Below are 12,747 nucleotides of genomic sequence, written 5' to 3'. Positions count from 1 at the left end.
GACAAATATACGATCATCGGGCTGGGGGCATTTGGGGCGCCTGCCACATTTTCCGCGTTTTCCTTCGAGTGACCGATGCCGGTCAGCCTGCCGCGGCCTTGGGGTCCTCCGCCAGCGCGGTGGCGGCCGGGGTGCTCCGGGGCGGACGGATCCGCAGGAGATGCTCGGAGGCCAGCAGGAGCGGGATGGCGAGCGCGACGACCGTGAACCCTCCGGCGGCCAGGATCGCCGCCCCGTCGACGTCCAGCGCCGCGACGATGTACCCGGCGCACAGCGCGCCCACGGAGATCGCGCCGGTCGTCAGGAACCGGTTGAACCCCGCCACGACGCCCTGCATGTGCGGCGGGACCTCGGTCAGCTCGTAGATGCTCAGGGTCACGTTGATCTGCGCGCCCATGAAGCCGCACGCGCCCCAGGCCATCAGGCCGAAGATGGCGGACTGGCTGACGGCGACGACCAGGATGAGCACGAGCCAGAGCGCCCCGCAGATGATGACGACCCTCCTCGGGCTCGCGCGGCGCGACCCCCGCCCGGCGAGCATGGACCCGAGGACCCCGCCGAGGCCGCTCGTCGCCAGCAGCAGCCCGATCTTCGAGCCCGGCAGGCCCTCCTGCTGCGCACGCACGACGAGCAGGAGCATGACCGTCTGGAAGAGGAAGTTCGCCAGGGCGCAGGCACCGAGAGTGCCGCGCAGAAATCGGTTTTTAGCCAGGAACTTGAGCCCTGCGAGTATTCCAGGCGATTGTTGTTGAATGTCCTGAGAGGTCCGTGGATGCTTCGGTGTCACCTTGTCATGCTTCTCATGCGTGTCATCCGCGATGGCACTAGATGCCCGTTTGTTAATGGCCCGGAAGTCGCGGGCGCGCATCCAGTGCAGAGACAGGCACGAGACCAAGGCGGTCAGTACACCGAAGACGAAAGGGAACATGTGGCCGAGGGCGTAGAGGGTGCCGCCGAGCGGCCTGCCGAGCAGCACCGCCATGTGCTGCCTCGCCTCGTTCTTCCCGACCGCCGGGTGCAGCGTGTCCCTCGGCACCACGTGCCGGACGGCGACGGTCTCGGCGATGTTGTAGAACGCCACGGCGCAGCCGTCGGCGGCGATCGCCGTGATGAGCAGGACCTCCTTCCCGTCGTCGAAGAACGTCAGCCCGGCCGCGAGCACGGCCGCCGCCACGATGCGGACCACCTGGCAGTAGGACATGATCTTGCGGCGGTCGACGCGGTCGGCGACCAGCCCGGCCGGGACGTGCAGCAACAGGCCCGGGATTGTGCCGACGGCCAGCACCCAGCCCGCGAAGACGGGGGACGGGGTGAGGGCCAGCGCCAGCAGCGGGGCCGCGGTGGCCATGTTCAGCGCACCGACCTGGGAGACCGCCGAGCCCGCCCACAGCAGGGTGAAGTCGTGTGGCCGCCGCGGGCGCAGCCTCCGCCGCCACGGCTCGCGGCCGTGCTTGCGCCGCCGCCCGAGCCGCCCCGGCCCGGGGCCTCCGGTGCCGTCCTCAACGGGTGTCGAGCGCGTCCTCCGGTCCGCCTGCGCCTTCGGCTTCGTTGCCGGCGCGGTCATGGTCACTGGTCCGAACTCTCCCCTTGAGCAGTAACACATGCCCGCAGGTCTCGAGGCGAACCAGGAATGTCAGGTGCGTCCTGATTAGTAGTGCGGCATGACGTCAGACTGTCGATCGTGGAATACCCGCGAAACAGCGGCATGCTACCGGTTTGCCGACCGGCCGGGCGGGCTTTTATCGTTGCTTGGGAGGAATATGAAGTGCCTCACGCGCGCTGTTGGCGCGGTTCGGCCACATGTGCTGCAAGAGGCGGATGATCCCGCCCATCCATGAGACGCTCCGCCTGGTCCCGGAGTTGGGGCGGCAGCGGTGGATGTTCCGCCGCCATCGCCCGCGCGGCCAGTGCGGCGGCGGCGTGCTCGTCGCCGTCCAGCCGCTCGACGCGGGCCAGCCGCAGCAGCACCGGGCCGTTGTCGGCGTCCGCCGGATCCGGCGGACGCGCCGGCGGCCCGGCCGCCCCGGCCGCCTCGCCGTGCGGATGTGCGGCGTCGGCCGGGTTCGGAGACTGCGCCCCGGTGGCCTCGCCGTCCGGATGTGCTTCGGGCCCGTCCCAGTGCCCGCCGGACGCGTCCACGCACATCGCCTGGGCCAGCGCCCACGCGGCCCGCGTGGACAAGCGGGCGTTGTGGTCGATGCGGCGCAGATCGCGCAGCGACGGCTCGGCATGGCCCAGGTCGGCGAGGATCTCGCCGCGGGTGCGCAGCGCCTCGGTGGTGTCGCCGTGCCGGCTCAGCACCGCGTCCAGGACGGCGAGCGAGGCGCGGATCTGCCCGTCCGCCCACAGGGCCAGGCCGAGGCCGGTCTGGACGGCGGCGTCGTTGGGCAGCCTGCCGGCGGCGGCGCGCAGGTCCCGCACGGCCTCGGTGGCGTCGGCTTCGAGCTTCAGCCGGCCCAGCGTGACCAGCAGCCGGCCGACGGCGGGCGTGTCCCCGAGGGCCTCGTAGAGGCGGGCCGACTCGCGGTAGTGCTCCGGCCCCTCGGGCGCGCCCCGCACGCAGGCGATGTCGCCGCGCAGGCACTCGGCCTCCGCCAGGAGCCTCAGGTCCTCGTTCCCGCATCCCCGCACGGCGGCGGACACGTGATAGGAGGCCAGGTCGAAATCACCCTCGGCGAGGGCGAGTTCGGCGAACCGCAGCCGGGCCGGCGGTGCGGGGCGCTGGGGCGGAGCCGGCCTGTCCCCGACCCGGTGGACGGCCTGGATCAGCCGGGGATGCAGGTGGTAGCGGCGCTCACCCGAGTCGAGCCGGGCTCGCAGCACATGGCGGTCTTCCAGCGCCCACAGGACGGCGGCGGGCACCGACTGCGCGGCCCCCGAGTCCTCGGGGACGCCGGCGCCGCCCTGCTCGGGCGTGAACGCGGCACGGAACCAGACGAGGAGCTCCCGGACCGGCCGCCGGTGATCGGCCGCCACGGTGGCCAGCGCCTGGGAGCAGAACTCGGCCAGCCCCCGGTCGACGTCGTCGCTGAGCCGTTCGGCGTCGGCGGTCTCGCCCGCGGAGGCGCCCTGCGGGGTGCCGGTGCCCTGCCGGGTGCCGGGGCCGGCGCCGGCGGTGGGGGCGGCGTCGGCGGGCGGCTCGCTCCACAGGCGGGCGCAGGCCGCCTGGAGCAGCGCCGGCTCGACGGCCGAGGTCGTCCGGGGCCGCTGTGCCCAGGGTTCCCGGACGGTCCGGAGCTCGTCCACCAGCCGGGCCGCCGACCCGGCCGGGACGGCGTGCCCGGATCGTTTCAGCGGCTCGTCCACCGCCTCGATGGCGGCCGCCCGGTCGAAGGGGGCCAGCGCGTAGCCGTCCGGGTCGGCGGTGCCGTCGCGCAGGCGCGCGGCGAGCCGGTCGACTAATGGCCGGATCTCCTGGAGCCGGTCGTCCCGCACCACGATCAGGAGGTGGGCGGGAAAGCGTTCCAGCATGGTCCCCAGCTCGTCGAACAGCAGCTCGCGGTGCCGGAGCCACGGCCCGGCCGCGCGCAGCAGCAGCTCGGCCTGGTCGATCGCGAACAGCTGCCGGGGCAGCAGGCCGAAGCGGTCGGTACGTGCGCGCCCGCGCAGGTAGTCGAGCAGCGAGAGCCCCCAGACGCGGCTCGGCGACTCGTCCGGATACCAGGAGGACAGCAGGGCGAAGACGTACGGGTTCTGGTCGGGCAGTGCGCCGATGGGGCACGCGGGGCGGTGGACGGGATGGCCGACGGGCGCCGTGTGCAGCCCGCTCGCCCGCAGTTGCGGGACCACCCCGGCGTGCAGCAGGGACGTCTTGCCCACGCCGGCGGGCCCGTGCAGGAGCGTGACCCTGTGCCGCTGCCATCGGTCGGCCACGTCGCGGATTTCGGTCGCGCGTCCGTGGAAGTACCCCTGTTCGCCGACCCGGAAGGGTCGCGCTCCCACATACGGGGGGATGTCGGCGGCGGACGGGCCGGCGGCGGACGGATCGTGGGCGGTCATCGTGACCTCCCCAGGCCGTGAGCTCGTGCGCAGCCTGGGACGGTCACCGCGATCGTGGACCTTTTGCTTTGACACTGCGGCCATCCAGTTCGACACGCTGGATTCGCGGTTCCGCCAAGCCACCACCCACCTGCTGGTCATGACCTGCCAGCCGACGGGCCTCCAGCGAAGAGGTCGGTCTGACAACCGTAGTACAGCGTCGGCCCGCCTTGGCCGAAACGGCTCCGCTCGAACCGGGAAATGGCCAAGTGTGGCTAACGGGTCAGGTCATGGACGGGCGGGCGATGATTCCGGTGACGACGGGTAGAGCTGGCCGAATCCGGCCGGACGGTGGCCTCCGGGCCGTGCCGGATCGAGCATTTCGGCCAGTGCGGTCCGCAGTGCGGAGCTGGGCAGGCGGTGCAGTTGCGATGCCGAGACCCGGCTGAGATCGATGGGGCTGATCTTGCTGTCAGTGTTTCTCATCTCGCACTCTCTTCTCCGCTCGGGGCGGGCGGGCGGCGTGACGCACGACAATTCCAAGTCTGACAGAAAATCACCGGCCGGGCCAGATGGCGTGAACCGGAACCGTTACCTAGAATGTCTTCTCGATTTCAGCCGGACTTCGCGCTGATTGGGTCGTTCATATATTGCTGTGGACGCTGACCGAATCTCGGGCATCCGGGGATGTTGTGTCACCTGTCGCAGAGCCGGAACGGGGAACGATGTTCACTCGGGAGAGTTACGGCCCGAGTCCGGCCCGTGCCCGGCCCGGACGGCCGGCACACCCCGCGGTGCGGCGGGCGCCGCGGAGACCGAGTGGGAGGCGGAAGGCGTGACGAGTCCACGCATGGGAGCCGATGCCGCACCGGGGCGGGTTCCCGACGTCTGGGGAAAGATCCCTCCTCGGAACAAGAACTTCACCGGCCGCGACGAGCTGCTCAACCGGCTGCGCGCCGGCATCACCGGCAACGTCACCGCCGTCGTGCCGCACGCGCTGCACGGTCTCGGCGGCGTCGGCAAGACGCAGATGGCCGTCGAGTACGCCTACCGCTACCGGCCCGAGTACGACCTGGTGTGGTGGATCCCGGCCGACCAGCCGGTCCTGGTGCGCTCCTCGCTCGCCGGCCTGGCCGCGCACCTCGGGCTTCCGTCCGCGGCGGCGAGCGGCATCGAGGACGCCGCAAACGCCGTCCTGGACGCGCTGCGCCGCGGCGACCCGTACAGCAACTGGCTGCTGATCTTCGACAACGCCGACCAGCCCGAAGAGCTGATCGACAGCCTGCCGCACGGCCCGGGACACGTGCTGATCACCTCGCGGAACCACCGCTGGGACGGTGTCGTCGACACGGTCGCCGTGGACGTGTTCACGCGCGCCGAGAGCGCGGAGTTCCTCCGCAAGCGGGTTCCGCGCGGGGTGGACAAGGCCGAGGCGGAGCGGCTCGCCGACGCGCTCGGCGACCTGCCGCTCGCCCTTGAGCAGGCGGGGGCACTGCAGGCCGAGACCGGCATGTCGGTGGAGGAGTACCTGCGGCTGCTCAGGGAGCGGACCAGCCAGCTGCTCGCCGAGGGCAAGCCGACCGAGTACCCCGCGTCGATGACGGCGGCCTGGGGCCTGTCGGTGTCGGCCCTCGACCGGACGCTGCCCGAGGCGATCGACCTGCTGCGCTGCTGCGCCTTCTTCGGCCCCGAGCCGATCCCCCGGGACCTGTTCAGCCAGCCGAAGGCCAGCCTCGGCCCCCGGCTCACCAGCCTGGTCGCCGACCCGATCCAGCTGAGCCGCGTCATCGCCGAACTCGGGCGCTACGCGCTCGCCCGGCTCGACAACCAGAGCCGCACCCTCCAGGTGCACCGGCTGATCCAGGCGCTGCTGCGCGACGAGCTCCCCGAGGACGTGAAGGCACGGATCCGCCACGAGGTGCACTTGCTCATGGCCGGGTACGCGCCGGCCAACTCCGAGAACCGGCTCGGCTGGCCCCGGTACTTCAACCTGCTCGGGCACATCGGGCCGACGGAGCTGGCCGGCTGCCAGGCGCCCGAGGTGCGGACGCTCGCCCTCAACATGGTGCGCTACCTGGTCGTGTCCGGTGACTACGTCTCGGCCCGCGCGCTCGCCGAGGACTTCGTCGAACGCTGGGCCAAGGACTCGGGCGAGGACCACTACGACGTCCTCAACGTCCACCTGGAGCTCGCCATCGTCCTGCGCGAACTGGGCGAGTTCGGCGCGTCCGCGGAGCTGAGCCGCAGGACCAAGACGATCGCCCGGCGGACGCTGGGGCCCGACGACGAGCTGACGCTCCGGTTCCTGCGCGGCGACGGCGCCGACATGCGGGCCGGCGGCGACTTCCAGGCCGCCAAGGCCAGCGACGAGGAGGCCCTGCGCCTGCACCGCGGCAAGTTCGGCGACTCCGACTCCCGGACGCTGCTGGCCCTCAACAACCTCGCGCTGGACTACGCGCTCAGCGGTGACTACGTGGGCTCCCGGCGGCTCCACGAAGAGGCGTACCAGGCGCAGCTCGTCCTGGACCCGGAGTCGAGCAACCCCAACCGGCTGCTGATCGCCTGGAGCGGACTGGCCCGCGCGGTGCGGCTCTGCGGCGACTACCTGGAGGCGTGCGACTTCGGTGAGGACGCCTACGCCTTCGGCGTCGAGCAGCTCGGCGCCGAGCACATCTGGACCCTCCGCACCCAGCGCGACCTGTCGATCGCGTCGCGGCGGTCCGCGGAGTACGACCGCGCGCTGGAACTGGCGTCGGACGTCCACGCCCGGTGCCTGCGGATCTTCGGGCTCGACAACCCCGACACGCTGGCCTCCGCGATGGCGCTGTCGAACATCCACCGCAGCATGGGGAACCTCGAGGAGGCGCACGAACTCGCCGCGGACACGGTGCGGAGGTACCCGTCCGTCTACGGCAAGGACCACCCGTACCATCACGGCTGCGTCGGCAACCTGGCGGTCCTGCGCCGGCTCATGGGCGATCCGGTGAGCGCGCGGCAGCTCAACGAGACGGCCATCAACGGCCTGGAGTCCAAGCTCGGCCGCGACCACCACTACACCCTGACGGTGGCCCTCAACCTGGTCAGCGACCTGGCCGCCCTCGGCAAGGCGGAGGACGCCGCCCGCCTCGGCGAGGAGACGCTCCGGCGGCTGCGCATGTCGCTGGGCGACGAGCATCCGCTGGCCTCGGCCTGCGCCGCCAACCTCTCCCTCGACTACGAGACGCTCGGACGGTCCGAGGACGCCGCCGCGCTCCAGGAGCGGACCGAGGAGGTCTACCGCACCACGCTGGGACCGGATCACCCCGACGCCAGGATCTTCCTCGAACGCAGGCGCATCGACACCGACTTCGACCCGGCGCCCGTGTGAGAGCGGGGCCCGTCCAGAGAGTCGCGAGGGCGGGGCCGTTCAGAGGGTCGCGAGGGCGGGGCCGTTCAGAGGGTCGCGAGGGCGGGGCCGTTCAGAGGGTCGCGAGGGCGGGGCGTTCAGAGGGTCGCGAGGGCGGGGCCGTTCAGAGAGTCGCGAGGTCGTTCAGTACGGCCGAGCGGATGTGGGTGATCAGCCTGAGCAGGTCCATGCAGTAGACCGACGGGTTGAGGAACCCCGTTCCCGAGCGGTACCGGTGCGGGTACAGCCCGCCGCCGCAGACCTGCCGCATATGGCAGGCCTGGCACTGGGGCGCGAGGGCGCGGTGGCGGATCTGCCGGGCGGCGATCTCCGGGAGCATCAGCGCGACGTTGAACGGGTCGCGTGACACGTGCAGGGCCGTGCCGGGCGCGCCGTCGTAGGACGACTTGAGCGTGTCCACCTGCTCGATCCGCCCGTTGGTCTCGACCACGACCACGGCGACGGGGGAGAGCCCGATGGCCTCGCTGTGCGAGCGCTGGCCGCACAGCAGCCGGATGATCTCGTGGAACAGCCGGACGCGGGTCCGCTGCTCCGGGGCGCGGAACCAGAGCTCGAAGACCTCGATCAGCCAGTCCCCGTACGGCGTCGACTCGTCGGGGGACCGTCCGGGCGGCGGCGTGTCCCAGTTCCCGACCGGCAGCAGGAAGTCGATGCCCGGCGGATCGAACTCCAGGAGGGCCCCGTAGGTGGTCGCCGGATCGTTGCGGAGGTCGATGGTGCTGAGCAGGCCGCCGAACAGATGCCGGTACTCGGGTGCGGTGATGGCGTCGAGGCCGGCGAGCACCTCATGGTGGCTGCCGCGTCCGTCGCCGTGCCGGCGGTGCCGGTCGTGGGCCTGCTCGTCGCCGTCCAGGCTGACCCCGACGACCACGCCGAACTCGTCGAACAGATCCAGGAAGCGCGAGTCGAGCAGCACGGCGTTGGTCTGCATGTGGAACCGGACCGAGACGTCGGGTTCGGCCGCCGTCCGGATCGCGTCCAGCGTGTAGCGGAGGTGGTCGAGCCCGGCGAGGAGCGGTTCGCCGCCGTGGAGGATGACATCGACGTCCGGGAGCATGTTCTGGCGGGCGTGCTCGGCGATCCGGCGGGCCACCTGGTCCACGACCGGCCGGGCCATCCGCCGGGGCTGCGACCGCCAGCCCTGGTCCGCCATCTCGTACATGTAGCAGTAGTCGCAGGACAGGTTGCAGCGGCTGTGCACCTTGATCACGAACTCGTGGAACGGGGTCGGACGCCAGCCCTGTTCGAGCAGTGCGCGGACGTCCAGGGTCTCCGGCCACTCCGGGGCGGTGCCGGCGGCCCCCGCTGCCTCGGCCTCGACGGCCACGCTTGACCTACCCTCTGACGGTGGGATTCGGGCACTGACGCGGGGATCTGGGCGCGGCTCCGCACACCTCCCCTTCGTCACATATGTCGGATTTGCAAGATCATTAAACCTCTGCCGCGGCGTGCGTCTCCGCCGTGATGGCCCACCGCTCGTGGTCCCGCCAGACGTCCTCGATGCGGATCAGGCCGAGCGCCAGTCCCTCCTTGCGGAACCCCAGCCGCCTGACCAGGTTGATCGACGGCTCGTTCGCCGGCTGGATCTCGGCCTCCAGCCGGTGCAGGCCGAGCCGGCCGAACGCGTCGGCCATCACGAGACCCAGTCCTTCGGACATGTGGCCCCGACCCTGATGCGGGACGAACGCGCCGTACCCGAGCACGCCGCGCTGATACCCGGCGCGCAGGATGTGGTTGATGGTGACGTGCCCGACCATCGCCCCGCCGCCCTCCCCGCCGTCGCGGCGGCACACCGCGTACGCGACGGCCGACACCTCGTCGAAGCGCGCCAGGTAGAGCCCGAACTGCTCGGCGGTGACGGGCAGCCACAAGTAGGGACGGTGCAGCGCGGCACTGGCGGCCGCCCGCTCGACGAACTCCGCCCGGTCCGCATGTGTGAGCGGCCGCACCATCACCTGCGAGCCGGCCGCGAGTACGCCACCCATCGACAAGGAATCTACCGAAATCCCCCTCCCCCCGGCGCGCGGAGTCCTGCCTGGTGACGTCTACAGCGCATCCACCGATTTCGACCAGGCGCGCGGAGTCCTGCCTGGTGACGTCTACCACTTACCTCCGGGCAGGTGAGCGTGTGTCCTGGTTCCGGGTGGACCGCCGGACGCCGGAACCGGCGGCCGGAGCGTATCGGAGATGACCGATGAGCAAGCTGGAGCAGAAACCGCTGCGCACGCTGCGGGTGCCCGCCGGAGAGGGCACGAGCGTGTGGGTGTACGACGACCTGGACACGGTCAAGGCGACGGGCGCCGACACCGCGGACCGGCTGTCGCTGACCGAGACCATCGTTCCGCCCCGCGGCGGCCCTCCACCGCACGTCCACGAGCGGGAGAGCGAGTCCCTCTACATCCTCGACGGGGACCTGGAGATCCTCGGCGACGACGGCCGGATGACCGGCATCGGCCCCGGGGGTTTCGTCCACTTCCCGCAGGGGGTCCTGCACCGCTTCCACAACCCCACCGACCGGCCGAGCCGGATCCTGATCATCTTCACGCCCGCGGGCTTCGAGGAGTTCTTCCTCGAGATCGGGGAGCCCTACGCCGAGGGACGCCCGGGTCCGCAGGTCACGGCCGACTACATCGCCCACGCCGACGAGGTCGGCAGAAGGTACGGGCAGATCATTCAGCAGACGTCCGCCCGCGGCGACGGGAGGTCCTCGTGAGCAGGTACGGGCAGATCATCCAGCAGACGTCCGCCCGCGGCGACGGGAGGTCCTCGTGAGCAGGTACGGGCAGATCATCCAGCAGACCACCGCCCGCGGTGACGGGAGGCTCTCATGAACCAGGACACCATCCGCGTGGACGCACTCGTCGTCGGCTCCGGTCCCGTGGGCAGCGCGTTCGCCCGCGAACTGGTCGAGGCCGGCCGCCGCGTCCTGATGGTGGACGCCGGGGCCGCGCTGTCCCGGCGCCCGGGTGAGCACCTGAAGAACGCCTACCTCTACCAGCGCAACCTCGACCTCTTCTCCTCGGTCATCCGGGGCCACCTGAACCTGCTCTCCGTACCGTCGAACGACCGGCCGGTGGTGACCCTCGACCCGGTGTCGTTCCAGGTCGACCTCGAGCGCCACCGCGGGTTCGTCCTGAACAACCAGAACCCCGACCAGGACCCCAACGTCAACCTCGGCGCGGAGGCGGCGGCCTACGGGGTCGGGGGCATGGCCACGCACTGGACCTGCGCCACGCCCCGGCACCACCCCGCCGTCGAGCGGAGCGGCCTGCTCCCGGACGAGGAGTGGGAGGCCCTCTACGGCGACGCCGAACGGCTGCTCAACACGCACACCGACGCCTTCGAGCACGCGATCCGGCACATCATCGTCCGCGAGGCGCTGCAGGGGGAGTACACCGACCTGCCGGAGCCGTACGGGGTGCGCAACCTTCCGCTGGCCGTGGAGCGGCGCACCGACAACCCCGACTACGTGCACTGGAGCGGCGCCGACAGCGTCCTCGGCCCGCTGGCCGACGGCGCCCACGAGGACCTCTTCGACCTGCGGCCCGAGCACCTGTGCCGGCGTCTGGTCCGCAGCGCCGACGGCAGCCGGGTGGAGTACGCCGAGATCCAGAACCTCGCCGACTGGCATCCCCTGCGGGTGGAGGCGGAGCACTTCGTCGTCGCGTGCGGCGCCGTCCTCACGCCCCAGTTGCTGTACGCCTCGCACATCCGCCCCGAGCCGCTCGGCCGGTACCTGTCGGAGCAGCCGGTGTCGTTCTGCCAGATCGTGCTGCGCCAGGACATCGTCGACGGTGTGCGGGACGATCCCCGCTTCACCGACCGGGTCGGCGAGCACCACAAGAGGAGCCCGGACGACCCGATCCCCATTCCGGAGAACGACCCGGAGCCCAACGTGTGGATCCCCGTCTCCGACGACCGGCCCTGGCACTGCCAGATCCACCGGGACGCCTTCCACTACGGGGACGTCGCGCCCAACGTCGACACGCGGCTGATCGTCGACCTGCGCTGGTTCGGCATCGTGGAGCCCCGCGAGGACAACCGCGTGACGTTCTCCGATGGGCACCGCGACGCGTACGACATGCCCCAGCCGACGTTCACGTTCCGCATGTCGAAGCAGGACCGCCGCAACCAGCACGCCATGATGCGCGACATGCTCCGCGCGGCGAACACGCTCGGCGGATTCCTGCCCGGGTCGGAGCCGCAGTTCGTGGAGCCGGGACTCCCGCTGCACGTGACCGGCACCACCCGGATGGGCGACAACGCGGAGAGCAGCGTCGTCGACTCCACGTCGCGGGTGTGGGGGGTCGACAACCTCTACCTCGGCGGCAACAACGTCATCCCGCGTGGCACGGCGAGCAACCCCACGCTCACCAGCGTCGCACTCGCGGTCAAGGCCGCGCGGCACATGCTCGGGCGTCAGCAGCCCGGGCCGACCTGAGGGGGGCCGGATGTTCGACGGTGACCGGGTGTCGTTCGGGATCACGCCGACCGGCTGGACGAACGACGACTTCCCCGAGATCGGGGACGACATCGGCTTCGAGCAGTGCGTGAGCGAGATAGCGCTGGCCGGCTTCGAGGGAAGCAGCGTCGGCCACAAGTTCCCCACCGATCCGGAGATCCTGAGCCGGGCGCTGCGGCTGCGCGGCCTGCGCGTCTCCGAACCGTGGGCGAGCACCTACTTCACGGCCATGGGCATGCGGGACCGCACCCTGCGGACGTTCCGGGAACAGCTCGGCTTCATGCGGGCGGTCGGCGGCAACGAGATCGTCGTCGCCGAACTGGCCCGGGCGGTGCACCAGCAGCCCGTCGCGCTGCGGGCGAACAAGCCGGTGTTCGACGACACCGAATGGGCGCTGCTGCTGTCCGGCCTGGGCGAGCTCGGCGAGATGGCGGCGGCGGAGGGCATGCGGCTCTGCTACCACCACCACATGGGCACCGGGGTGCAGACCCGGGAGGAGGTCGAGCGCCTCCTCGCCGGGACCGACCCCGCGCTGGTCCACCTGCTGCTCGACACCGGCCATCTGGCGTGGTCCGGCGACGATCCGCTCGCGCTGGTCCGGGACCACGTCCACCGCATCGGGCACGTCCACCTCAAGGACCTCCGCCCGGACGTCCTGGAACGGGCCCGCCGCGAGGATCCCAGCTTCCACGACGCCATCCTGCAGGGGATCTTCACCGTCCCCGGGGACGACGGGGTGCTCGACTTCGCCTCGATCCTCCAGGCGCTCGACGACGGCGGCTACACCGGCTGGCTGGTGGTCGAGGCCGAGCAGGACCCCGCCAGGGCGGAACCGCTCGCCTACGCCAAGAAGGCCCGCGAGTACCTGCACGCCGTGACGGGACGCTAGACCGCTCGACGG

At 71.3% G+C, this 12,747-nt stretch carries 9 protein-coding genes; 4 read left to right on the top strand and 5 right to left on the bottom strand.

The annotated features are described in order from the left end of the window. Positions 1–82: 82 nt before the first annotated feature. The 3 genes from ACGFK0_RS19250 to ACGFK0_RS19240 form a co-directional block, all read right to left on the bottom strand. On the bottom strand, positions 83–1,564 hold the full coding sequence (locus tag ACGFK0_RS19250) for an MFS transporter (RefSeq protein WP_392906416.1): 1,482 nt from the start codon (positions 1,562–1,564) through the stop codon (positions 83–85). A gap of 206 nt (positions 1,565–1,770) precedes the next feature. After that, a complete protein-coding gene (locus ACGFK0_RS19245; protein WP_392906415.1) occupies positions 1,771–3,999 on the bottom strand; it encodes a hypothetical protein in 2,229 nt (742 codons plus the stop codon). A 267-nt stretch (positions 4,000–4,266) separates the two neighbouring features. Beyond that, a complete protein-coding gene (locus ACGFK0_RS19240) occupies positions 4,267–4,464 on the bottom strand; it encodes a hypothetical protein (protein WP_392906413.1) in 198 nt (65 codons plus the stop codon). Between the two features lie 349 nt (positions 4,465–4,813). Between ACGFK0_RS19240 and fxsT the strand changes: the two genes are divergently transcribed. Then, positions 4,814–7,345: an FxSxx-COOH system tetratricopeptide repeat protein gene (gene fxsT / locus ACGFK0_RS19235; RefSeq protein ID WP_392906411.1), complete on the top strand. Its 2,532-nt coding sequence runs from the start codon at positions 4,814–4,816 to the stop codon at positions 7,343–7,345. A 142-nt stretch (positions 7,346–7,487) separates the two neighbouring features. Here fxsT and ACGFK0_RS19230 read toward each other — a convergent pair whose 3' ends face one another. Together ACGFK0_RS19230 and ACGFK0_RS19225 are read right to left on the bottom strand one after the other, a co-directional pair. Continuing rightward, entirely contained in the window at positions 7,488–8,711 is a 1,224-nt protein-coding gene (locus tag ACGFK0_RS19230; protein WP_392906410.1) for an FxsB family cyclophane-forming radical SAM/SPASM peptide maturase, read from the bottom strand. Between the two features lie 103 nt (positions 8,712–8,814). Continuing rightward, complete coding sequence (locus tag ACGFK0_RS19225; protein WP_392906408.1) at positions 8,815–9,369, bottom strand: GNAT family N-acetyltransferase; 555 nt, start codon at positions 9,367–9,369, stop codon at positions 8,815–8,817. A gap of 209 nt (positions 9,370–9,578) precedes the next feature. Here ACGFK0_RS19225 and ACGFK0_RS19220 point away from each other — a divergent pair, with 209 nt between their 5' ends. From ACGFK0_RS19220 to iolE, 3 genes are all read left to right on the top strand, one after another. Next, positions 9,579–10,097, top strand: coding sequence for a cupin domain-containing protein (locus ACGFK0_RS19220; protein ID WP_392906407.1), 519 nt, complete (start codon positions 9,579–9,581; stop codon positions 10,095–10,097). A gap of 114 nt (positions 10,098–10,211) precedes the next feature. Continuing rightward, positions 10,212–11,825, top strand: coding sequence for a pyranose oxidase (locus ACGFK0_RS19215; protein ID WP_392906406.1), 1,614 nt, complete (start codon positions 10,212–10,214; stop codon positions 11,823–11,825). A gap of 10 nt (positions 11,826–11,835) precedes the next feature. After that, positions 11,836–12,735, top strand: a complete 900-nt coding sequence (gene iolE, locus ACGFK0_RS19210) for a myo-inosose-2 dehydratase (protein WP_392906404.1) — start codon at positions 11,836–11,838, stop codon at positions 12,733–12,735. The last annotated feature ends 12 nt before the right edge of the window (positions 12,736–12,747 follow it).

The sequence above is a fragment of the Spirillospora sp. NPDC048823 genome (genome assembly GCF_043198445.1).
Taxonomy (GTDB): domain Bacteria; phylum Actinomycetota; class Actinomycetes; order Streptosporangiales; family Streptosporangiaceae; genus Spirillospora.
The sequence above is the reverse complement of the archived record's forward strand: the minus strand, read 5'-3'. Positions and strand labels throughout refer to the sequence as shown.